This window comes from Gottschalkiaceae bacterium SANA, from assembly GCA_036323355.1.
GTDB lineage: Bacteria > Bacillota > Clostridia > Tissierellales > GPF-1 > GPF-1.
The window spans coordinates 3108433-3132862 of record AP028876.1 but is presented as its reverse complement, the minus strand read 5'-3'; the positions used below and the strand labels follow the sequence as shown (position 1 = coordinate 3132862).

General features: G+C 44.1%; 21 protein-coding genes. 15 read left to right on the top strand and 6 right to left on the bottom strand.

Features of this window, described 5'->3' with window-relative positions:
* The first annotated feature begins 88 nt into the window (after positions 1-88).
* The 10 genes from AC25CA_RS15155 (at position 89) to AC25CA_RS15110 (ending at position 13678) form a co-directional block, all read left to right on the top strand.
* A complete protein-coding gene (locus tag AC25CA_RS15155; protein WP_486814679.1) occupies positions 89-1768 on the top strand; it encodes a peptide ABC transporter substrate-binding protein in 1680 nt (559 codons plus the stop codon).
* Between the two features lie 71 nt (positions 1769-1839).
* Positions 1840-3159: an MATE family efflux transporter gene (locus AC25CA_RS15150; protein WP_486814678.1), complete on the top strand. Its 1320-nt coding sequence runs from the start codon at positions 1840-1842 to the stop codon at positions 3157-3159.
* A 12-nt stretch (positions 3160-3171) separates the two neighbouring features.
* Positions 3172-5010, top strand: a complete 1839-nt coding sequence (locus tag AC25CA_RS15145; RefSeq protein WP_486814677.1) for an aminopeptidase — start codon at positions 3172-3174, stop codon at positions 5008-5010.
* A gap of 8 nt (positions 5011-5018) precedes the next feature.
* A complete protein-coding gene (locus AC25CA_RS15140) occupies positions 5019-6206 on the top strand; it encodes a metal-dependent hydrolase family protein (protein ID WP_486814676.1) in 1188 nt (395 codons plus the stop codon).
* Positions 6203-7897, top strand: a complete 1695-nt coding sequence (locus AC25CA_RS15135) for a M3 family oligoendopeptidase (RefSeq protein ID WP_486814675.1) — start codon at positions 6203-6205, stop codon at positions 7895-7897. Before AC25CA_RS15140 ends, AC25CA_RS15135 begins: the two co-directional genes overlap by 4 nt.
* The gene (locus AC25CA_RS15130) at positions 7894-9048 is read left to right on the top strand and encodes an amidohydrolase (RefSeq protein ID WP_486814674.1); all 1155 of its coding nucleotides are present in this window, start codon (positions 7894-7896) and stop codon (positions 9046-9048) included. The genes AC25CA_RS15135 and AC25CA_RS15130 overlap by 4 nt, the downstream gene beginning before the upstream one ends.
* A 20-nt stretch (positions 9049-9068) precedes the next feature.
* Positions 9069-9707 (top strand): helix-turn-helix transcriptional regulator, encoded by a 639-nt coding sequence (locus AC25CA_RS15125; RefSeq protein WP_486814673.1) that lies wholly within the window; start codon positions 9069-9071, stop codon positions 9705-9707.
* Positions 9708-9803: 96 nt separating this feature from the next.
* On the top strand, positions 9804-11360 hold the full coding sequence (locus AC25CA_RS15120; protein WP_486814672.1) for a BglG family transcription antiterminator: 1557 nt from the start codon (positions 9804-9806) through the stop codon (positions 11358-11360).
* A gap of 66 nt (positions 11361-11426) precedes the next feature.
* A complete protein-coding gene (locus AC25CA_RS15115; protein WP_486814671.1) occupies positions 11427-12143 on the top strand; it encodes a ribulose-phosphate 3-epimerase in 717 nt (238 codons plus the stop codon).
* A 149-nt stretch (positions 12144-12292) separates the two neighbouring features.
* Positions 12293-13678 (top strand): tryptophanase, encoded by a 1386-nt coding sequence (locus tag AC25CA_RS15110; RefSeq protein WP_486814670.1) that lies wholly within the window; start codon positions 12293-12295, stop codon positions 13676-13678.
* Between the two features lie 175 nt (positions 13679-13853).
* Here AC25CA_RS15110 and AC25CA_RS15105 read toward each other — a convergent pair whose 3' ends face one another.
* The 6 genes from AC25CA_RS15105 to AC25CA_RS15080 all read right to left on the bottom strand — a co-directional run bounded on the left by AC25CA_RS15105 (position 13854) and on the right by AC25CA_RS15080 (position 16958).
* Positions 13854-15008: an iron-containing alcohol dehydrogenase gene (locus AC25CA_RS15105; protein WP_486814669.1), complete on the bottom strand. Its 1155-nt coding sequence runs from the start codon at positions 15006-15008 to the stop codon at positions 13854-13856.
* A 137-nt stretch (positions 15009-15145) separates the two neighbouring features.
* Positions 15146-15574: a heme-binding protein gene (locus AC25CA_RS15100; RefSeq protein WP_486814668.1), complete on the bottom strand. Its 429-nt coding sequence runs from the start codon at positions 15572-15574 to the stop codon at positions 15146-15148.
* Between the two features lie 99 nt (positions 15575-15673).
* Positions 15674-15880 (bottom strand): SHOCT domain-containing protein, encoded by a 207-nt coding sequence (locus AC25CA_RS15095; RefSeq protein ID WP_486814667.1) that lies wholly within the window; start codon positions 15878-15880, stop codon positions 15674-15676.
* A gap of 12 nt (positions 15881-15892) precedes the next feature.
* Entirely contained in the window at positions 15893-16126 is a 234-nt protein-coding gene (locus AC25CA_RS15090; RefSeq protein WP_486814666.1) for an SHOCT domain-containing protein, read from the bottom strand.
* Between the two features lie 138 nt (positions 16127-16264).
* Entirely contained in the window at positions 16265-16390 is a 126-nt protein-coding gene (locus tag AC25CA_RS15085; protein WP_486814665.1) for a hypothetical protein, read from the bottom strand.
* Positions 16391-16685: 295 nt separating this feature from the next.
* Positions 16686-16958 carry a hypothetical protein gene (locus AC25CA_RS15080; protein ID WP_486814664.1) on the bottom strand — a complete coding sequence of 91 codons (273 nt, stop codon included), beginning with the start codon at positions 16956-16958 and terminating at the stop codon, positions 16686-16688.
* Between the two features lie 177 nt (positions 16959-17135).
* On the opposite strand from AC25CA_RS15080, the gene AC25CA_RS15075 reads away from it, so the two are divergent.
* The 5 genes from AC25CA_RS15075 to AC25CA_RS15055 all read left to right on the top strand — a co-directional run bounded on the left by AC25CA_RS15075 (position 17136) and on the right by AC25CA_RS15055 (position 24427).
* Positions 17136-18671 carry a hypothetical protein gene (locus AC25CA_RS15075; RefSeq protein ID WP_486814663.1) on the top strand — a complete coding sequence of 512 codons (1536 nt, stop codon included), beginning with the start codon at positions 17136-17138 and terminating at the stop codon, positions 18669-18671.
* A gap of 242 nt (positions 18672-18913) precedes the next feature.
* The gene (locus AC25CA_RS15070) at positions 18914-21373 is read left to right on the top strand and encodes a cadherin-like beta sandwich domain-containing protein (RefSeq protein WP_486814662.1); all 2460 of its coding nucleotides are present in this window, start codon (positions 18914-18916) and stop codon (positions 21371-21373) included.
* A 204-nt stretch (positions 21374-21577) separates the two neighbouring features.
* Positions 21578-22234 carry a response regulator transcription factor gene (locus AC25CA_RS15065; protein ID WP_486814661.1) on the top strand — a complete coding sequence of 219 codons (657 nt, stop codon included), beginning with the start codon at positions 21578-21580 and terminating at the stop codon, positions 22232-22234.
* A 1-nt stretch (position 22235) separates the two neighbouring features.
* The gene (locus AC25CA_RS15060) at positions 22236-23657 is read left to right on the top strand and encodes a sensor histidine kinase (RefSeq protein ID WP_486814660.1); all 1422 of its coding nucleotides are present in this window, start codon (positions 22236-22238) and stop codon (positions 23655-23657) included.
* A complete protein-coding gene (locus AC25CA_RS15055) occupies positions 23654-24427 on the top strand; it encodes a hypothetical protein (protein WP_486814659.1) in 774 nt (257 codons plus the stop codon). Before AC25CA_RS15060 ends, AC25CA_RS15055 begins: the two co-directional genes overlap by 4 nt.
* Positions 24428-24430 lie beyond the last annotated feature (3 nt).

The following is a 24430-nucleotide window of genomic DNA, read 5'->3' as shown; positions in this document are numbered from 1 at the left end:
GTGTGTTCAATAATTTCGATTTAGGGTGAAATCGAAAAACATGTAGCCAGAGATGAACAATGCCAAAAAAAGAAAGAGGGAGAAACGAATGAAGAAGAACAGAGTTGTTTTATGGATCGTATTACTCGTAATGATGACAACCCTTCTAGCAGGTTGCGCAAGTACGGAACCGGCAGCAACGGAAGAACCGGCAACAACAGAAGAGCCGGCTACAACGGAAGAGCCGGCAGCACCGGCAGTAGAGCAAGTGTTCAACATTAATATCCCGCAGGAACCGCAAATTTTGGATCCGTTCCAATTCCGCGATGACCATGCAACCAGCATCCTTTATGCATTGCAGGAGCCTTTGTTCCGTATTGCAGAAAATGCAGATGGTTATGTTCCTGGTTTGGCAACAGACTATGAAATGAGTGCGGATGCAACTGTCTTTACCGTAACTCTTCGCAAAGATGCCAAGTGGCAAGATGGAACGCCAATCACAGCAAATGACGTAGAATACAGCTTCAAGCGCGTCGTTGACCCTGCTTTTGGTTCAGAGAAAGCCTTCGATTATTATTCAATCAAGAACGCAGAAAAGATTGTATCGGGTGAAATGGCAGTTGCTGAATTAGGCGTTAAAGCATTGGATGAGTTTACAGTAGAGTTTACGCTTGAAAAACCAAAGGATTACTTTGTAAGTGAACTGGTACAACCTGGTTTCGCGCCGATCCAACAGGCAGCAGGTCAAGAATTTGGTGACTTGTACGGAACAGAACCAGAGCGTATTGTATCATCAGGTGCATTTAAGATTGTTGAATGGCAACATGATGCGAAAATCGTTCTTGAGAAAAATGAGAACTATTGGAACGCTGAAAATGTAAGCTTGGAAACCGTTAATATTACATTAATTCTTGACACCAATACGGTTGCGGGCATGTATGCTGTAGGCGATTTGGACTTTATGGAAATCAATAAAGATTTTATCTCCATGTACAAAGACGATCCAGGCTATGAAACACGATCGCAAGTACGCGTTAGCTTTATTGAGTTCAATCCAAACATTGACTACTTCAACAATATCAAAATTCGTGAGGCACTTTCTTTAACATTTGACCGCAAGGCATATGTAGAGCAAATTTTGGGCAACGGCGACCTTCCAGCATACGGCATGATGCCACCGGGAATCCGCGGATTAGATGGTGGAGACTTCCGCGCACAAGCAGGTGACTTGGTATTTGACATGGGCAACGACCCAAAAGCCGTTGAAAAAGCACAAGCATTATTGGCAGAAGGTTTGGCTGAAATGGGCAAGACCAAAGAAGACATGGAAGATTTCTTGGAAGTATTGTGTGTAGATAGCCCGGGATCAAAAAAGAATGCGCAAGCCATTCAGCAAATGTGGGCGAAAAACTTAGATTTGAATTTGATTGTAACACCAATGCAAGTGAAGATGTTGATTCCAAAATTAATGGATGGAAGTTTCCATTCAGTGGTAGGCGGCGGACGTACAGCCGGCACACCGGACCCTGCATACATGATCGACTTTATTTATCATGAAGGCAAATGGGACGACCAAGTATATATTGATTTAATGGAAAAATCATTTGAAGCTGTTGGAAATGAAAGAATTCAATACTTGATGGAAGCAGAAAAATACGTTTTGGATCAATTCGTATTTATTCCGCAAAACTTTGGCGTTGCTAACTCTGTAACTGCAGAAAAAGTAAGCGGTTTTGTTAAGCATCCATTGGCCGTACAATATGATTTCAATTCTGTAGTCATTAAATAAGTTGTTGAGGCTGGGCGAAGAAGAAATTCTTCGCCTGTGCTTCTACCCATTCAGTCGGATTGGAGACGCCCATGCAGATCGATTTAACTCAAGGACATGAAGGCAAGCAAATCCTTAGATTTAGCATGCCGATTTTTGTTGGCGCCTTGATTCAGCAAGGTTTTAACACCGTGGATGCCTGGATTGTTGGCAACGCCATTGGTGTACCGGGTTTGGCGGCTGTGGGCATCAGTTTTCCAGTGATGACTCTTATTGCAGCCATTCTGATTGGTTTGGGATCGGGCACGGAAATTTTGTTAGCACAGGCTATTGGTAAAAAGGATACTCAAGAGCTTCGACTGATTACAGATACGCTTTTAACGGGGATACTTGGCGCCTCAATTGTACTTTCAATTGCGGGGTATTTGTCGACAGAAGCCCTTTTGATTTTACTCAAAACGCCAACATCCGTATTAGCTGATGCAACAAGTTACCTGCAAATTATTTTTATCGGTCTCTTTGGTTTGGCTGGTTATCATACGCTAAATGGCATGATTAGAGCCACTGGAAATTCCTTGGTTCCTTTGATCTTTTTGGGAATTTCAGCAGGGATTAACATTGTTTTGGATTTGATTTTTGTTTTGGTATTTTGGTGGGGAACTGCGGGAGCAGCATGGGCGACAATACTTGCTCAAGGGTTTGCCTTCCTTGCTTGTGTCATCTACACCAATCATCGATTGCCCCAAATGCGCTATCATCCCCTCCATTTAAAATGGTCGGGCAGGGTGCTTAGGGAAGGGATTCGATTGGCGATTCCCACGGCTATATTACAAGGGTCTGTCAGTGCTGGTCGCATGGTCATTCAGGGAATGGTCAATGGATTCGGCGGTGCTGCAGCGGCAGCATATGCACTGGGTATGCGACTAGACTCTTTGGCTAGCATTCCCATTGTTAACTTTGGGCTGGCAATGACGACTTTCACGGGTCAAAATGTGGGGGCTGGAAAGTGGAAGCGGGTGATTCGAGGTGAAAAATTCGCCATTCGTCTTGGTTTGGCTTTCAGTGCTAGTTTAATGATTTTGATTTGGTTTTTTGGCGCATCCATCGCGGGTCGATTTATTGAAGATGCGGATGTGGTCGCTATGGCAACGGAGTATTTGCGCTATGTCAGCGCGGGTTATTTCTTTGCTTCCACCTATACCATTATGCATGGGGTCATGAAGGGAACGGGAAACACCTTAACACCCATGTGGATTATGATTTTTGGAAATATTATTCTACGTGTGCTGGTGGCGGCAGGCTTGTCTCAACACATGGGTGTCAGCGGAATCTGGGCGGCCATTCCCATTGGCTGGACCATTGCATTCTTGCTCACCATGGTTTACAGCAAACGACATCCTTTAACAAAGTGAGGGATCTTCAAAATGAAAAACAAGCAGATTTTTAATGAAATTCTACAGATGGGAGAATCCATTTGGAATTTCGGCTATATTCATAGATGTAAGGGGAATAAATTCCCGGAAACCATGATAGACTGGTCTAAAGTGACTTCCATGGAGGGTGTTTTGGGCGCTTTTCTTTTGAAAACAGGGTTTCAAAGACTTGAAAATCAAGAGAATTTGCTCATCGATCAAGGCTGGTTATTAACTGCCCTTGCAGGTCGACAATCCGAAGGGCTGACGGAAGAAGAACTGCGCCAACAATTGATCGGCTATCAAAAGCGGAGTTTACTTCATCAGATCCATGCGGAGATGGAAAGATTAACAAAAATTGGAAACGACAATCCCTATGAAAAAATCTTGATGGCAGCGACAGCCGATCTTGAATACCTAAGCCGGTATGAAGGACCTGTCACCAAGGAAGAACGGAAATTAGCTGAATTCCTTTTCGCCTATGATCCCCAGAAATTGCGGAAGATGGGGGAACGGATTGCAGGGGGTTTTATGCATGGATTTATCAGTCAAAGCAGAGATCGACGAAATCGACGTCGGGTTCGTTTTTATTATCAGATTGGGCAAGAGGCACTAGCGATTGAAACCGTAAAAGCATTAAAAGCGAAAGGCTTGACCCCCGTTGTTACGGCCCCCCAGTCCATGGGGGACATTGGCCAGTGGGCCACGGACCACGCCCAGGATGAAGCAGTCTTCTTCGATGAAGAGGCGCAGAATTTATTTATAAATAATTACCAAAGAATCATGGACCAATATGCCGAGCCTTTGGATGATACCTGTGGGATGATTGGAATCGGGCAATTTGGTGAAGAGGCCGGGCTTGCCATTCCTGGGGAAAAGGCCTATCGGCCAAGCAAGCAGGAGTTGGAGTGGATGGAGGCACGTGCGCGATTGAGACGCCGTGCGGAAGGCAAATATTTGAAACCTTCTGAGTTGTCTTTTTGCAAGGTTACCTTCCCAAATATTTGGATTGGAGAAAATTTTAAAGCTGTTTTCGAAGATTTTTATGATTTGAATATCGAGGAATCAGAACCCTTTGAACGGATTCAACAGCGAATAATCGATGTTCTAGACACCTGCAGGAAAGTGCGCATAAAAGGGCAAAACGGCAATCTTACAGATTTAACCGTTTCGCTTAAACCATTGGACCAACCCAATCAACAGACGAATTTTTTGAATTGTGGTGGTGACTTGAATATTCCTTATGGGGAACTGTTTACAACACCCCAGCTAGTGGGAACTACTGGTGTTTATCATGTGAAGGAAACCTATCTTCGAAAGGTGGGCTACAAGAATCTGATTCTGAAATTCAAAGACGGTCGCATTGTCAGTTATGGATGTGGCAATACGGGTGAGGAAGAAAGGGATCGCGCCTATGTGCGCCAACATTTGCTGGGGGGAAATGAGACCCTGACCATGGGTGAGTTTGCCATTGGCAGCAATACCCGCGCCTTTGCCGTTGCCAAAAAGCATAATTTGCTTGAAAAATTGCCGATCTTATTGGTAGAGAAGATGGGGCCCCATATCGCCATTGGCGATCCTTGTTTTGCAAGGGGAGAGGATGCCGAAATTTACAACCTCTATGACAACAAGGAAATGGTTGCAAGAGAAAATGAGCATACCGCCTGTCGGTTAGACCAGGGTGACGGGGTGTATTTCAATCGTCATATCGACATTACCTTGCCCTATAATGAGATTAAAGCGGTGACGGGTGTCACAGAGTCGGGCAAAGAAATTTCCATTATTCAAAATGGTCGCTTTGTATTAGTCGGAACCGAACCCTTGAACCTGCCATTGGATTGGGAAAAGTGAGGAAAAAGATGAAACAGACATATATTGGAAAACAGTGTTTTACAGGGACAGAAATTCTCTCTCCTTTTTATATGCAAGTGGAAGATGGTGTCATTCAGGCCATTGGGGCGGGCAATCCGCCCGAGGAGATTTTAACATCGACGGACCCCATTGATCTCAAGGGAGAACTGGTGACACCGGGCTGGATTGACGCCCACTGCCATATCGTTAAGGGAAAAGACGATTTGGGAAATGGTGTAGATTTTGAGTCGCCAGCAAGGCTTGCCGAGACCTTGATTCGTTCGGGGAAAAATGCTGAAGCCATGCTAAAAGCAGGGGTTGTCGCCATACGGGATTTGGGTTCGACCCATGGATATGCTTTGGGTGTAAGAGACGCCATTGAAGCAGGCCTTATTATGGGACCCAAGATTGTGGCATCCGGCCAGGCCCTTTGCGCAACTGGCGGTCATGGATTTACAATATCAATTGAAGCGGATGGTCCTCTTGCTATGAAAAAGGCAGCGCGTCAAGTTATAAAAAACGGTGCGGATTGTGTAAAAATCATGGTGTCTGGGGGGGTCAACTCACCGGGACCGGAACCGGCACCCGCAGAGTTGACCCTGGATGAGATTCAGGCGGCGACCGATGCGGCCCATGCCCTGGGCAGAAAGGTGGCAGTCCACACCCACGGCAATACGGCCATACGAAGGTGTGTGGAAGCCGGGGTGGATTCCATTGAACACGGGGTTTTTCTTACGGAAGATTTGATGGAAATCATGGCGGAAAAGGGCATTGCCCTGGTACCAACCTTGTCGGCACCCTATTATGCGGTGAACGAAGGATTAAAAGCGGAGCCAAATAATCCAGACCATGCCAAGAGTAAAGAGGTGCTGCAAAGGCATCGAAAGGCAGTGATTACCGCCCATAAAAAGGGTGTTATGGTTGCCTTTGGCACCGATGCAGGCACCCCCTTCAACACCTATGAAAATGTTGCTTATGAATTGGTGCTGATGGTGAGAAAAGCAGGATTTAAACCGATTGAGGCCCTAACCTGTGCAACGGTCAACAGTGCTAAATTATTGGGCATTGACGATCATTTAGGCCAATTGGCACCAGGCATGGAAGCCAGTTTTCTTGTTTTTGCCGGTAACCCCTTGCAATCGATTGAGTCGGTTGTGGAAGAAAAAGAAATCTATTACAAAGGCGTGAGGATATGAAGTTTTCGCAGATTCCCTATCAACGACCAAAAATGAATGAAATATCCGATGCTTGGCAGATCGCCATGGAGAAACTCAACCAGGCAAAGTCTGTGGAAGACGCCTACTATGCACTTTTGTCCTTGGATGGACAGCAAAGATATTTTGAATCCATGGCGGTGATTAGTGAAATCCGCCATACCATGGATACCAATGATGATTTCTATAAGCAAGAAGAAGTCTTTTTTGAAAGGGCCAAGGTTGAGTTTGAAGGCTTGATTCAAGAACGAAATCAAATGATTCTAAAGAGTTTATACGTCGATGAAATTCGGGAATACTTAAGCCCGGCTGTGGTGGATCGACTAAAGAAGAATGCTGAGGCTTTTGACCCTTGCATTCAAAATTTGTTGGAAGAGGAGAATGCCTTGTCTGGCAAGTATTTCCCCATGACAGCCAATATCACGGGCCAATTGGCAGGGAAGACCTATTCCATTGCGGAATTGGGGAAACTTGCGGGGAATGACGACCGCGAGACCAGACGGATCTTCTCGGGTGTTATGGAAGCAGCTTATGAGAAAAAGAGTAAGGAATTTGATTGCCTTTTTCATGACTTGGTGCAAGTCAGACAACAAATTGCTAGCAAGTTGGGCTTTGATAATTTTGTAGCTGTGGGCTACGGTCGCATGGGGAGAACCAGTTATACGCCAGAGGATATGGCGGTATTTCGCAGAGAGGTGGAAGAAATTCTTACCCCGGTCGTCTATGACTTGTTCAAAGCACAAGAAAAACGATTGGGCTTGCAATCTTTAATGAATTTTGATGAGAACACGGATTTTTTAACAGGAAATCCAAGCCCAAAGGCGGGAATACCCGTTTTATTGGATACCTTTCAAAGCTTTTTTTCCAATCTTTCACCCTCAACCAAGGATTTTTATCAGGAATTGAGAGACAAAGAGTTTTATGATCTTGGCATTCGCAAGGGCAAAATTATGGGCGCATATTCGAATTTCGTTCCTCTATTTCATGCGCCTTTTGTCTTTGAAACCTATAATGAAACGGCAGGGGCCGTGAAGACCTTTGCCCATGAATGTGGCCATGCCTATCAGTCTTACCTGGTTTCCAAGGAAGTCTTTGTGGAGAACACAAAAAACTCTTCAGATTTGGCTGAAATTCATTCCATGACCATGGAGTTCTTTTCTTGGGAGGGGATGGAAGCGCTATTTGGTGAGACAGGGGTCAAGAAGTATCAATATTTTCATTTAAAGCGTGCTCTCAGCTTTATTCCCTATGGAACAGCAGTGGATGCTTTTCAACATGAAATCTACGAAAATCCGGATTGGACGCCTGCGGAGCGGTTAAGTGCCTGGAAGGCATTGGAAGAAAAGTTCTTGCCTTGGAGGCGGTATACAAAAGATGGATTTTACGATCAAGGTCGCTTCTGGCAAAGGCAGGTACATATTTATAAGTGGCCGTTTTACTACATCGATTACGTTTTGGCGCAGGTTTGCGCTTTACAATTTTTCTTGTGGAGCCTAAAAGACCAAGCGGGAGCCTTTCAAGCATACGAGAAATTGCTCGAAATTAGTGGTCGCCGATCCTTTACAGAGGCCCTTGAGGAAGTTGGGCTGAAGAGTCCGTTTATACCCGGGAGCATGAAGAAGGTGGCGAACGAAATACAAGAAATGATTTTGGCCTTGGAGGAAAGTCTATGAAGCAGATTTTAATAGAAAATGGAAAGGTGATAACCATGTCTGACCAAGGCATTTTGGATGGTGGCCAGGTTTTGGTTGTTGATGGCAAAATTGAGGCGGTTGGAAAAAATCTACAGGTGTCAAAAGACGTTCAACGAATAGACGCCCAGGGCGGAATCATCATGCCGGGCTTGATCGATGCCCATTGTCATGTTGGCATCTTTGAAACAGGTATTGGATTTCCCGGCGATGACGGCAATGAGACCAGCAACCCCATTACACCAGAGATTCAAGCAATCGATGGGGTGAATTTCTTGGATCCAGAGTTTGAACGGGCAGCACGGGGGGGCATTACCACCGTTGCTACGGGCCCGGGAAGTGCCAATCCCATTGCGGGTCAGTTTATGGCCCTAAAAACCGCAGGAAAAACCTATGGAGACCGAATTATCAAATCTCCTTTAGCCATGAAATTTGCCTTTGGAGAAAATCCAAAGAACGTATATGGAAAAAACGGTAAAGCACCTGTTACACGGATGGCGACGGCGGCCCTCATTCGGGAGTATTTGATCAATGCGCGGGCGTATGCAAAAAGAGAAGCCGAGGGTGCAAGTCAAGAATTCGACTTAAAGCTGGCTGCTCTAGCAAAAGTCATTCGGGGAGAAATGCCAGTGAAAGCCCATTGCCATCGGGTGGATGATATTTTAACCGCCCTTCGAATTGCTGATGAGTTTCAATTGGACATGTCTTTGGAACATGGGTCGGAAGGCTACTTGATTCCCCAAGAAATGGCCAAAGTCAATCGGCCCATCATCTTGGGACCCTTTTTGGGTTTCCCGCATAAACCGGAAGCCGTGAATGTGCATCCAAAAAGCGCAGCCATTTTGGCCAATGCCGGGGTCAAGATTGCCATTATGACGGATCTGCCAGCCATGCATTTAGAGACCTTGCCAACGGTGGTGGGTGCCTGTATGAAGGAAGGCTTATCTGAAGAAGATGCCTATTTAAGTGTGACAAGAAATGCGGCAGAAATTTTGAAACTGGATGACCGGATTGGCAGTTTGCAAGCGGGTAAAGATGCCGATATCGTCATATTCAATGGACACCCTTTTCGGGATGCACTTAGTACATGTGTTATGACCATGATCGATGGAGAGGTTATTTATTCAAGTTAAATATAGGAGGAGTGAGGTATATGTTGGCGCAATATAAACCCATTGTAAAGTTTCTTGCCAAGTTTTTGGGTGAGGATGCACAAGTTGTTTTATTTGATACGAAACTGGAAACAATTCTTTGTGTAGAAAATCAATTTAACAAAGAACGAAATGTTGGTGACCCCATTCGAAACATTGAACGAAAATTTCTTGATGAAAAGATTTACGAAAAAAAGGATTATGCAATGAATTATCGCGCATTCGTTGACGAGAACCAAAAATTACGGAGCGCCACTTTGTTTATTAAGGATGAAAATCAGGAATTACAGGGAATGCTGACCATCAATTACCGGGTAACCGAATTAATTGATGTGCGAGAAAGGCTGGATCGAATTATAAATGGAAGTGTCTTTCACAATGCAGATGAAGCGGACCAGGAAGAGCAGTATTTAGAGAGTTTTGAAAATCCGGTTGATGGCTTTATGAACCGGGTGGTTTCGAATATTATGGCGGAATACGATGTGCCAGCGGAGCGTTTGTCTCCAATGGAGAAACAGACCATCACCAAGAAGCTCGACAACAAAGGCGTGTTTTTGATCAAGGGTTCCATCGGCCATGTTGCGAGCGTCTTAAATACATCTGAGGTGACGATATACCGATACTTGAGTAAGTCGGAGTAGGGTCCGATTACTTTCTTTGATTATAACCAAAAACAAAGCCAATAACGATAAGCAAACGTATCAAAATGTTTCCAGAGGAATGGAAAGGGGGATATAGTGAAAAGCCGAACCCTGAGAATTATCAAAATTTTAATCCACGCCGATCAAGTACTGACAATCTCGGAAATTGCAGAGGAGCTTTCTGTATCCACCAAAACGATACGAAATGATTTAAAAGAGGTAGAAAGCCTCTTGGCCGACAAACAAGTGAAGTTGGTGAAGAAAACGGGCGTGGGCATTGCCTTGGTGGGTAATGAAACCGAGAAGTTTCGGATCTACAATCACTATGCCAATGTAAAAGAAATAAAGACGGATTACACATCCCGAGATCGGCGTCTTTATATTCTTCAGCAATTGCTGTTGGCTAGAAAGCTACCAACAGTGACTAGCCTGCAGGAAGAACTGTTTGTAAGCCGCCCTTCCGTATATAAGGATTTGGACAAGGTGCGTGAGTGGTTGGCTAAGCGAGAGATTGAACTGGTCTTTCACGCCGATAAAACCCTGGTGCTTCATGCAGGAGAAAAGCGGATCCGCAAAGCGATTGCAGATCTCTTTTTACAGAGCGAGTCTTATGACAAGCTTGTAGAAATGATGGAGCGTGCACAGGGAGAGACAGCCTACGCGTCCATGAACTTCTTTTCCTACGGCCAGAAAACAGATCTCTTTACGGTAGAGGAAGAGGATGTGAATGACTTGGTCGATTTAATAGAAGAACGGCTAGGCATCACCTTTGTAACGGCGGACCGCATTCGACTCATGATTCGCATAGGCATTGCCATCACGCGGTTAAAGGCGGGGTATCGAGTGACCCTTTGGCCGGAAACGTTGTTGGATTTATCCACCCTGCCCATCTTTGATCGAGTTAAGGGTCTCAACGCATTTGCCCAGCAACGCTTTGATGTCTTTTTGCCAGAAGAGGAGTGGGCCTATCTTTTGGGCTTGGTACTTGCTTCAAAAACCCATACGGAAACACCGGGATGGAATGCAAGCCAGAAGTTGATGGTGATCAACCGGATTGCAACCAACGAGATTGTGGAAACTGCCAAGAAATTTTACCGAATTGAGCATGAAGAGGTCTTCTTTTTGGGCTTAAGCCATCACCTGCAGTCTGTTTTTAATAAGATTAAATATGATAAAAATTTTGAGAATGATCATTTGGAAGAAATTAAAAAAACATATTCAGACGCTTATCGAATTGCTGAGAAGAGTCGACAGATTTTTGAAGATATTTTTTCTTCTCCCATTCCCGATGAAGAAGTGGGTTATATAGCCATGCACATTGCGGCAGCAGTGGAGCGGTCCAAGCGTCCATTGAAAACGGTGATTGTTTACTATCGTAATTATGGCGAAATCAAGTTGATGAAAGAGGTGTTAAAGAATGAATTTCATCAATTGGAACTGGGTAAGGTTTATCCCGTGGATCGGATGCAAACCATTGATTGGAGCCAGGTAGATCTGGTGATTTCCTCGCGAGATGTGACGGTTCCAAAGGACGTTCACTCCCTTGTGCTGCCAACGGTTTTTTTGAAGCATGATTTGAATCGGGTAAGCAAATTAATTCGAGAATACTATGAAGAAGTCAACCGAAAACGCCTTGTTCGTTTGCAAAACTAGTGGCAAAACCTTTATCGGACAGGGTGAAAACGGGATGATAGGATATAGACAGGAAGGAGTGATACTATGAAACACATTAAAATTGCGGCGGGCTTGGCTCATGTTAATTATGGACATATTGCCGATGTAGTACGACAAGCAGATGAGGCGGGTGCGGATTATATACATTCCGATGCAGCCGATATGCATGACTTGAAAAACATGCAATTGATGGGTGGTCATCAAATCGTTGAGGCGATTCGTCCCATTACGGAAAAACCAATTGAATGCCATATCTATACAGAGACCATGGATCGACTTTTTATTGAGAAAATTGCAGCGGCGGGTGCCAATATGCTGGTCTTGCCGGCAGAGCACTTTATTGGAGCGCCTTTGGCTTATATCATCAATTACTGCCGAGAGTTTGGCATTAAGATCGGCTTAACCATTGGTTGCTACACACCATTGAGTTTTGTGGAAGAATCCATTAACGATATCGATCGACTTCATGTGGTTGTACACGGAGTGGATGAAACCGACGGCGCCGACAACTGGGGTTGGAGAAAATCTGCACCGGATCTTGTTAGACGTGCACGCGCCTTGATTGACGAGAAAAATCCTCGTTGTGAGCTTGCCATTGACGGCGGATTGCGATTCAATAACATGGATCCATTGATTGCTTGCAACCCGGATATTGTGATTCTTTCGTCAGCGATCTTCAAGCATCCAGACGGAATTAAAGCCGGAACCAAAGCATGCCGAGAAGCGATTGATGCGGCAGCAATAAAATACGGTCTGGAATAATATCCCATTGGGATGTTCGAGCAAACCAGATAAAGCGTGACTGAAAGTGAATAATACGAAGCAACCGGGTCCCCATTTGGGGCTTCCTGGGGTTTCGTGTGCACAAAATTGAAAGAAAATACGGGTATAACCCTTGAAAGGAGATCAAAATGAAGTATATGACAGCAGAGCCATTTCGAATTAAAATGGTCGAACACATCAAGAAGTCAACAAAGGCAGAACGTCAGCAATCCCTTGAGGAAGCGCAATTCAATGCATTCCGTTTAAAGGCGGAGGATGTTTACATAGACTGCCTGACTGACAGTGGAACTTCGGCTATGAGTAACGAGCAATGGGCAGCCTTGATGTTGGGTGACGAGTCCTACGCGGGTTGCAAAAGTTTTTATAAATTAGAGGCATCGGTACAGGATGTTTTCGGTATGGAATATGTACAACCGACACATCAGGGACGTGCGGCTGATTTCATTATGGCGCAGATCTATGCAGAAAAAGGAAAATATGCCATTGGTAATATGCATTTTGACACCTTTAGAGGAAATGCAGAAATGCTGGGGGCCTTGGCAGTTGATTATGTTATTGACGAGGGCATGGATTCTTCTAGTGCCGCTCATCCTTTCAAGGGAAATATTGATTTGAATAAAATGCAGGAATTGATTGATGAGAAGGGCAAAGAGAATATTAGTGTTGTCATTATCACCATCACTTGCAACAACAATGGGGGTCAACCCGTATCCATGGAGAATATTCGCCAGGTGTCGGAATTGGCAGCCAAGTACGACATTCCTGTGGTTATGGACTCAGCCCGCATGGCGGAAAATGCTTACTTTATTCAACAGCGGGAAGAAGGCTACCAAGACAAAGCCATTAAGGAAATCACAAGAGAGATGTTCTCTTATTGTGAAACAGCAACCATGAGCTCGAAAAAAGACGGCATGGTAAATATGGGTGGACTATTTGTTACCCGAAACAAAGAAATTTATCAGCAAGCCAATGTGATGGCCATTGTACATGAAGGTTTTATTACCTACGGTGGCATGAGCGGCCGTGATATGGAAGCCTTGGCAGTTGGACTTCAAGAAGGTTGCGATGAGCAGTATTTGGAGTATCGCATTAATCAAGTCAAGTACTTGGGCGATAAATTAAAAGAACGGGGCATTCCAATTATCGAACCAACCGGTGGACATGGTGTTTATGTAGACGGTCGTCGATTCTTTCCACAGATTCCACAGAATGAATTTCCATCACAACGCTTGGTCGTTGCCCTTTATGAAGAGGCAGGCGTGCGAGCGGTTGAATTAGGAGCCTGCGCCTTCGGATCCAAAGACAAAGAAAGCGGAGAGCCGATTTGGCCAGAACTGGAAACCATGCGAATTGCAATTTCTCGCCGGGTATACACCAATTCTCACATGGATGTTATTGCCAATGCATTGGGCGATATTTACGATAATAGAGAGACCTATAAGGGCATGAAGCTTGTCTACGAAGGACCCATTACATCTCTTCGTCACTTTACGGCAGGATTCGAACTTCTATAAGCTTTTTTGCAAAATGCAACATAGATTGCGCGACGCACACCCTTGTATAGCGCGGCGAGACCCGGAGCAATCCGGGTTTTTTGCTGCGTAATTTTCAGCGTAACCAACAGTTTTATCCGAATAGACAGCAAAACACCCGGAAAGAATGAAATTTCCGGGTGTTTTACTGCTCGTATTACCTTTCTTTTGCCTGAATTAAAATGTCGGTTAAATCTTCCTTGCTTCCAAAGGGGAGGAAACCAAGTATAGGGGAGTTCACGATCTCTTCCCATTGGGATTTTGGTATTGTATAGGCGGAGAAACCCTTGGGGAGACCGATCTTGCGAATGAACAATTTTATATGGACAGCTAAAGCACGGGCGGCCATGGATTCGGTTTGCAGGCTTGGATCAAAGAGCCGGGCGACCGCTGCAAAATCGGCTTGAGCGTATTTCCATTTATAATGAATAAACTCGGGGTAAATAAGCGCCAAAGATTCGCCATGGGGAATGCCGCTTATGCCACCAATAATTTCGCTTAAGGGATGGGGTGCGTCTGCACCGGCATTGGAAAGACCAATTCCAGCTAAGACTTGGGCTTCCATCAGCTTCTGTCGAAGATCAAGATCATTGGGATGCTTGGCCAGTTTTGGCAGAGCGTCAACGATCAACTCCATAGCAGAAAAACTCATGCGCTTTCCCAATGGGGTTGCTTTGGGATGAATATAAGATTCAAAGGCGTGTGTGAATGCATCGAATCCAGTGGTTGCAGTGAGTTTTGCCGGAAGTGTTAGGGTCAGCATGGGGTCCAGGATCGCATGATCCGATCGATTCTGGGGATGATAAATGGTTAGTTTGTCGTGTCCCATGGAAAGTACGGCCGCCTGAGTGACTTCTGAACCGGTGCCTGCCGTTGTTGGAACAGCGATATGAGGCATGCGTTTCTTTGCCACGGGCGGGTATTGTCCGTGGGGATCGCCAAATTGATCAAAAAGTTCTGCCCAGTCGATATTGGTTTGATCATGCAAAAGTGCCACTGTTTTTGCCGTATCAATACTGGAACCTCCACCTACGGATAAGACCAAATCGGGCTTAAATGCTTGCAGTTCTTGGATTCCCATTTCGATGATGTCCACGGGTGGATTCGGTTGCACTTTGTCAAAATGATAAACCGTGCAGTCGATTTCTGTTAGTTGGGTCTTAATCCTGGCATATAGATCCGCGAGAGGTTGGCGATTTGCTGTTGTCACTAAGAATACGCGATTGCCATAGGTTTTTACAAGTGCAGGCAAATCGTCTAGGGCTCCCTTTTCCAAATGGATCTTGGTGGGGAGTGTGAAGAAATGCGTCATAAAATCCCTCCTTACTTGATTACTTTTATTCTAGCACAGGAAAGCGTTTTTTAAGGATAAACTTGTTGCCGGAAATCTGCACATTGGCAGAGATGAAAAGAAGCTTCCCAAGGGAAGCTTCAAATTTGACCAATTTATTATTTTTTCAAGCTTTCCAAATAGGCATTAACAACAATCTGGTGGTCTTCTTCAGGCTTTAAACCGGTAACCGTAACTGCTCCAATGACGCCACCGTCTTCTAAAATTAAGGGGATGGAACCGCCGATTGCTACATAGGATTCATTGGGCAAACCATATTTTTTCTTAATGGTCGTTTGGTCCTTGGCCATCTTTTCTTCTGTAGACAGGGTAGATGTGGCAAAATGGATGGCGGTTTTACGCTTGCGCTCGATCCAGATCTCCTTGTCAGGAGAAAGTCCCCCAAAGCTATGGCGAAAGAGGATCTGTCCATAGGCGTAGACCTCAAAGGCAATGGGCTTTTCAAGTTTCAAGCCAAGTTTATAAAGTTCTTGACCAACCTCCCAAGCATCTTGGGCGGTAAATTTGCTAATGCGTAATTGATTCATAAGTCCTCCTTGTAAAATACCTTCCTTTATTATACATGCTTTTTGAATGGACGTCTCATAAAAAGAAGTCCACAAGTGTGAACTTCTCGCTTCTTCCTCTTATTGTCTTTTTAGCATATCCTTTTTTCTCAAATATTCGATTTCGTCGATGTCACCCCTGGCGAAGCGCTCATCAAGAACTTTCATGGCATTGCTCGAAGATCTTGCTTGCGACGGGTCTGTATTGTTTTTACTTTTCATTGCAGTTAAAATCATCACTAAAACAAGGACAAATGCAATTATGGGAATAATCATCATGATAGCCATTGCTTCTTCCTCCTATTGTCTTTTTAGCATATCCTTTTTTCTCAAGTATTCGATTTCATCGATTTCACCCCTGGCGAAGCGTTCATCCAGAATGCGCATGGCACCGCGACTAGAAGGGAAACCATCTGCATGGTCATTGTTCTTTTGAATGGCCTTTTTAATTAAAAGGATCACGCCAAAAATAACGGCGATTTGAATGAAAACGGGTATAGCCAAAAACAGCATGTTATTAAATGGGAAACTCATTTTTTTCCTCCTGATAGTCTTTGATTTTAGTATACCATGACGTCGAGAAAGATGGACGAATTATCACGCTTTCATGAAAGTTAAAGCCCCAGACTCTGCGATGATAGGAATCGCGGAATCCGGGGCTTTTATATGTCGCTATTGATTTTTCATTCGTACGGGAACCATGCGCATCTTTTGTTCTCTTCTTCGTTCCATTAGTTTTGTTGATACGGTTGCGATTCCGATCATCATAAAGACTCGGCTTAAAACTGTAATCATCATCTGCATTTCCTCCCAGTCATCTGACTTGCAATATCGTTAGAACCTCTTACTAGGGTTCATTAGCTACTTTTTTGACTTTTCACCTAGTTCTTTACTGCTTCCATTGATTCCTTTAAATTAAATTCCATGAAACTTGAAGCAATGTAAGCAGCCCCAATCGCCATTAGTAGTCCTTGTGAAAGAATCATGATCATACTCATCTATGTGACCTCCTTACTTTTTTTATTATGACTTTAGTATACCCCCAAGTCTTAAAGTTAAGATGAATAGAATATAACCATTTTATAAACTCTTTTTAAAGTTGGGCGAAAGCTTTACGAAGACAGCAAAGGCCACTTACGAGTAATAGAGCTCCAACAATGCCAGTTACGGGCATAATCCAAGACTGAGCTAGCTCCCAAAAGCCAACGCGAACAACAATTTCAGGGAAATAGCCCATGGATTTGACTACCCCGATTAATACGGTAATGGCGCTGCCTCCTATCAAACCGATTCCTACAGAACCGCCGAATAATACAATCAGAAATCGTTTAAGAAAATCCCCAAATCTTTGCATCGTTTCATTCATAATCTCATACTCCTTTTTTTCATAACTTGATAAGCCTATTTTATGGCAGGGAAGTTAGGTGAGAATAAAAAAAAGATGAAAATCTGATGAAACTTATGAGTACTTAGTGATGGATTGTAAGAAATTGTAAGTTTGCATTCCGAAATTACCAGTATAATGAAATGTGGAGGTATGACTATGAAAAAAACGGGTATTTTTGCACTACTTATAATGATATCACTACAGGCTTGCGGATTTGCGATGACTGCCGAACCAGCAGCGGATCCTATGGGAGCCGATCATGAAAATATTTTCACCATGGAAGAGTTGATCGAGACAGGTGTTGAAGTGAATAAAGAGAACGTAAAAAGTTTGACCTATTCTGCCATGGAAGATGCATATTACGTCATTCTAACAAAGGACTACTCGACGCATAATTGGGATCATGTACCGGTGCAATGGGTGTATTCTTCGAATGGGGACAAGATTAATCAGCCACAATATCCGGAAATAATGGGATATGATCGTGGACAGATTGTGTTTGACGGCAATGAGGTTTATAGTATTGAAAAGCTTCATCGGACTAGAGGTCATCTCTTTCGCTTGAGCGGAGAGACACCGCAAGCGATGTCGGGGAGAATTTACGATTCTAGGTGCAGCGGCCTCTTGGCTCAAAACGGAAGTTTAGCGGACTATATTTTTTATATGAATTACCAGTATCATGCTGGTACCCCTATTTTTTCAGCACAGATTGGAATTCCCATAGAAAGCAGATTAGAGAATTCCATGCATGTTTGGGATAAGCGTTTTGATTATAGCCAGGTTAGCGGTTATGATTTTACGTCTGACGGCAAACAGATAGTCTATGGCGGCAGGTTAAAGTCGGACAATGAATGGGGAGAAGAAATTCGAATCGTACGGTTTGAAGGGACCGAAGTCATGGACTACTTTGTAGAAAAGGGTCAAGGTCTTGTCAATGAATTTTCTCTTAAGCTTCCTGCAAAACCGGAAGAAATGGATGTTGTAAAAGCCAATATGCAACTGAAGGGACTTTACACAACGGATGAAGCCATTGTGGTATTGGTAGAGGTGGGCGCCTTGAAAGAATCCTACTTACAGCGATACACGTTGAACGGAGAATTCATTGACCAAACACCTGTGGATCATTCAGCAGCTGCGATCACGGAAGGTCCTAATGGAGAGACTGTTTATCTACGTCAATCGCTTGTAGAAGAGAGACTCCTGTGGGAAGCCGTGAAGTGTGTATGGCAAACAGACGAGGAAGAGAAAGTGCAAAATCGCCCAGCCTCTTCATCTCGTCCACTAATTGCAGAACACCGCAAAGGTGGAAAAACCATGGCAAGCTATGCAGCCAATGAATTTGGTTTGGTCAAACGACAAGATTCTGCAACAGGTGCACAGCAATATCTTGTGCCCATCCGGACTAAGGATGCAAAGGTAAATCTCTGTATTCCCTATGGAGATGTTGCAAGGCGGATTGAAAATCAATTGGACCAAATGGTGATTAGCTATGGAGGAAAAGAGATTCAGATTGCCATGTCAAAGTTTGAATGTGCAGATGTGTTTGCAAAGATGTCATGTCAAACCGATGCATATTTTGAAATTCAATTACAACAAAATGAAGAGGAAATTACTCTTGTTTCCATACAAGTGCTGACCATTGAGCAGGTAAATGAAAAGACAAAGCTTGTACACCGCCAAAGTATTTACTAGCCTATTGGTAAACTCATCGAGGCTCTTTCTTTCTTGTAAGAAAATGTAAAGTTCTTGTGGATGAAACTTCTTATATTCTGGGATATACTGGAGATAATGATTAGAAAGAAGACGACTATGGTCGTCTTTTTTTCATAATAAGCAAGTTAATTTTAATTTGCTTAGAGTCATTGTCACTCATTGGAATTTGATGGATATGTGAAGAAGGATGACTCAAATAAACAAAAAGTAGGAGGACTAGAATGAGAAAAGAAAAAGGAATGGGAAGGATTGTATATGTACTTTGCTTTTTGCTCTTGTTGCAGGCAGTCAGTTTTCCGGTATTTGCCGATCCCTTGAACACAGAGGGTGAAATTGACACTTTAGGCCTTAGCGACAACAGTAATTTGAGTAATTTGACCATTGCAAACGGGTTTTTGCTTCCGGCTTTCAGCCCGGATCAAACCGAGTATGTGGTTGTGGGTGATGGCTCTCACTTGCCAATTACAGTGACGGGAACGACGGAAGATACCCATGCGGCCATATCATTCACCGGTCCACCCGAGTTCGTGCAGCTGGGCGTTAATCAAGGATTGATTCCACCTCTACCTAGAGAAGCTTCACTTGATATCGATGTGACGGCGGAGGATAGAAGTACAAAAACTTATACCCTAAAGGTGAATAATAGTGAGAATCAGACCATAGACCCTATGAGTCTATTGGGCAACTTACGAATAAGAAATGGATCACTGACACCTGTATTCAACCCAGAATGTTTAAATTATGCGGTAGTTGTAGGAAATGAAGTGAGTATGATTAGCGTAATTGCAAATGCCATAGAACCTAGTTTAGATGTTTATATTTACGCGCCTACCATGCCGATGCCTTTGAATATGCGTTCTGGAGGGGCTGATCCGATAGGATTGAACGTTGGATTTAATCGACTGACTATTGATGTATTGGGGCAAACCATTAGCACCTATTCTATTTCCGTATTTAGACAAGCTGCTCCTCCGGTCGTATTGAGCAGCAATAAGGACTTAAGTGCATTGACCTTCAGCGAAGGGGCACTTCCTGGAACCCTATCTCCCGAATTCCATGCGGATACAAAGACCTATACAGCAACAGTAGCCAGCGGAACTGAGGGAATTAGCGTGACAGCAACACCAGCGGATAGCAAAGCGAATGTGTCGATTGATGGCGGACCGGCCAGTAAAATGGTTAGATTGAACGAGGAATCTGCTACCATTATTCCAATCCTTGTAACAGCGGAAGATGGAAGCGACCAAACCTATACCTTGACCGTAACCAAAGCAGCCCCAGCACCCGTTGTTGAGAAAAACAACTTGGGCAGCCTAGTCGTTAGCGGAGGCACTTTGTATCCGGCATTTAGCCCGGATCAAACCGAGTACTTAATTGTGGCCAATCCACAAATTGAATTTGATCCTAATTCAGGAAGAGTAGCCCTTCCTAGAGTAGTCAAAGTGACCACAGCACCAGCAAGCGAGGGTACAATCGTGAGGGTCGCCGATATTAAAGGGAACATGAGGGCCGCAATGATTGGTGGAATCATGATGGCCCAAGACGGAACCATACAAATTGAATTTCATCCAGATCCAGATGATCTCTTGTTTCGCTTTGATGTAACCCCTCAGGTTGGAGACCGAAAGAGTTATACAATTAAGGTTGTTACGGAGATGCCAGAGCCTGTAAAATTGAGTGGCTTGACCACGAGTCTTGGCACACTAGACCCAATTTTTGATCCAGAAACAATAGTCTATGCGACTACGGTAGCCCATGAGACGCGGGCCATTACCGTGGCGGGACTTGTGGATGATATCAACGCAAGCGTGTCGGTAAATGGGAAAAGTGCTAGTGAAGTTATTGCACTGGTTGAAAAAGAGACCAAGATAGAAATTGTTGTAACGGCAGAGTACCAAACGGATCATAAGACCTATACACTGACCGTAACCAAAGCAGAACCGACACCCCTAAGCAGCAATAATGACCTAAGTGGATTAGTGGTTAGCCAAGGTTCTTTGACCCCAGGCTTTGATGCCGGAGAAACCAGTTATGCGGTAAGGGTGGCAAGAAGTGTAACCAGCCTTACAGTAACAGGAACCCTTGCAGATGAGAAAGCAAGCATGACGGTTAATGGGCTGGCTGTAACATCGGGCACGGTCAGCATGCCGATTGAGTTACTTGAAGAGTCAACAATCATCCCCATTGTTGTAACAGCGGAAGATGGGTTGGCAAAAACCTATACGGTTAGCGTGAACAAAGAAGCCAAAATAGTGCCCGGTCGATTTCATCATCTTGTTGCGGAGCGCACATTTGGAGGACAGACTCTTGCACGGTTCGATGATTTGTGCTTTGGTTTGATCATTCAAAAAGATGAAAATGGCTTGATCGATTATCGAGTGCCTCTTCGATCAAAAGCAAAGGATGTACGCCTACAAATTCCTTATGCCGATTTGATTGCTAGAATGGGTAAAGGAGCCAGAGATTTACTCTTGAACTATCAAGGTCATGAAATCAATATTCCAATGACAAGCTTTGAAGGTGACTGGCTTGAAGGCATACCAGCTGGAACTGACTCGACATTCGAGATCCACCTGCAAACGGATGAAGCAGGGCAGACCACCTACACCATTGATTTCTTTGTTATTGAACAGATTGATGGAATAACACGACTTGTACATCGTAAATCTGTACAGAAGTAGCAAAGCGTTATCGAAGCGGAAAAAATCTATCCTTTTGGGATAGATTTTTTTGTTGAGGCGATTTTCCTTTCTCTTGGTGGTTTGAAGATTTTACAACTTCCTTACAAGTCTTACGCAACTTCTCTATGATGGTGTGATAGTTTGAAAAAGAAGCGGGAAGTTGGCTGATTTGATTATGGTACAATAAGAAAAAAGGAGACCGCCATGGGCAAACGAATTTTGATTGTTGAGGACGAAGTGAATATTTCCAAATTGATTGAAATGAACCTTCATTTAAGTGGGTATGAGACTTCGGTCGTTTTTGACGGTTTGGCTGCGGTTGAGGAGATAAAAAAGGATAGATATGACCTGGTTCTTTTGGATGTTATGCTGCCGGGCATCGATGGTTTCCAAGTGATGGAAGAGGTGCGCGGTTCTGGAGTGCCCGTAATTTTTTTAACGGCTAAGGTCAATGTGTTGGATCGGGTTAAAGGCTTGAAGTTGGGGGCTGATGATTACATGATTAAACCCTTTGAAGGTATTGAGCTTTTGGCACGGGTAGAATCGGTGCTGCGCAGGGCGGGGAAGATTGAGCCTGTGATGCGGTTTGGTCACATTGAAGTGCAAGAAGATGAACGCTGTGTGAGAAAGAATGGCAAGGTGATTGATTTGACACTAAAGGAATATGAGTTGCTTTGCATGTTCCTTCGAAATAAGAATATTGCCTTGTCACGCGAACAGATTCTGGATCGGGTTTGGGACATGGATTTTGCAGGGGGGACCCGCACCGTAGATGTGCATGTGAAGGAGCTTCGCAAAAAACTGGACTTGGGTGATGTGATAAAAACGGTCTATAAGATTGGTTATCGTTGGGAGGGATAAGATGAAACTGGCTTTAAAAATTTATCTTTTTACAGTCTTGCTCTTCCTGCTGATTTTTAATGCAACGGGTTATGTGAACCTGGAGGAGAGTAAAAATGCGGGACTAAGGCGGGAAGTGGAACGCAGCCGTAATGAAGAAGCAACGATTGTCTATGGTTTGTGGGAACAGATTCCTATGATTTCGGGCATGGGGATTGACTTGTCTATACTTAATCGTGATTTGATTCAAGGGTACTTGAAGATTTTAGTTGAAACGCTGCCAGAAGTCTATGTGGAGATTCTTGATCAGGACGGAAGTCAGGTTGCATCAAATTTTAACATGGAATGGCCAAAGGAACGCCCAGAGTTGAATTTTTCTTCTAGGGATGAGAGGCGAACTCTTATCCGTGATCACGGAGACCGCAGTTTGCTTTTTGTATCCAGTCAGATTCAACTAAATGGTGAATGGTTTTACTTAACATATGCGCGGGATATCACTGATTTTTACACGATGATTGACCATCAGTGGAGGTTGTTTTTTCAGTCGGAGGTTTTGGCTCTATTGCTTTTTTCCCTTTTCATGCTCTTGATCAGTCAGTCTATTGCAAAACCCTTGAAAGCCATGGTGCAAATGACTCAAGAAATGACGGATGGAAATTTGGAGAGGCGGCTACCGGAACAAAATGGGTATGAGTTTGCTCTGCTCGGTCATCACTTGAATCAGATGGCTGCTTCCATCCAAGACAATACGATTCGTTTAGAAGCGGCGAATCGTGAAAAGGAAGCCTTTATTGAAAGCTTTACCCATGAAATGAAAACACCCCTAACGTCGGTGATCGGCTATGCCGAGTATCTTCGCAATGCAAAAACAGATGAAGAAACTCGTACCGAGGCTTTGCAGGTGATTTGGGAGGAAGGGCGCCATTTAGAAAGATTGTCTATGAAATTAATGGACCTGATTCTGCTGCGCAAAGGCAACTTTGCATTTGAAAACACATCTATGGATGGGCTGATTAAAGAGGTTTTGCAGGCAATGGTGCCGCGATTTCAAGACAAGGATATTCATATAGAAGCGGATCTTGAGCCAGGCTTTTGGATTGTGGAAGCGGATTATTTTAAAGTGTTGTTGAAAAATATTTTAGATAATGCTGTAAAGGCGGTTGAAGAGAGGGGACAAATTGCTGTCTTCCTGCATTTCACAAATCACGAAATGCAGATTCGGGTGCAAGACAATGGCATAGGCATGGCAGAGACGGAAATAGCGCGGATTGTGGAACCCTTTTATATGGTGGATAAAGCCCGTACCCGCAAGCATCATGGTGCAGGGCTGGGCTTGTCCATTTGCCAGCGGGTTTTGGAAATACACCAGGGTAGGTTTGAAATCAAAAGTCAATTGAATGAAGGAACATCTGTCACCATGATTTTCAAGGAGGTGCAGAGATGAAGCGAATACTCTTAGTTGCTTTGGTGGTTGGCGCACTGCTATGCAGCGCTTGCGAATCCGATCAAAAAGTAAAAAAAGGAGAGGTGCTGGTGGATCATGTGAAGGTATCTTCTATGGTGCAAGCCACCTTGCCAGTAGAAATTGGACTTGTAGAATTTGGCACGACATATGATGAGAATCTTTTGGGCAAGGCGGAGTGGGCATTTCAAAACTTTTTAACGGTACCCAAGAATGAAGAAGAGTATATGGTATCCATTGCCTATCAAAATGCCAAACAAGTGGAGCTGGAATGGGAACGACTGGATGATGAATGGGTGGCAGCAATCAAGGAAAAATATCCTGCTGCTTTGGACCAGGGCTATTATCGTGTGGCGAAAATAGATCCGGCTAGGCAGGTGACAATCAGCGGGAAGTTTGAAGGAAACACCCAACGGATATTGGAGATAAGCAATCCATTTTGGGAAGAAGGCTTGGTGGACGAACCGATGGATCGGAAGATGATGGAAGAAAAGGCACGCGCTTATGTTGTGGAGAAGCACTTGCTGGGAGATGTGCAACCCCTGTTGAAAGCCCAGTTCCGCTATGTGGTTCCAGAAGACCAAACGGAATGGTTTTGGTTTAGGTATGAAGCCCCCGATCACCCGGAGAATCAAGTCTTGATGGTAATGCGGAACGACACAACAGCCTTTATTAGTTTTCATAGTGGTTATATGGCTATGGTTGTACAAAATGAAACGGAACGATTTGCCGAGAAAATTGAAATTGAATAAGGA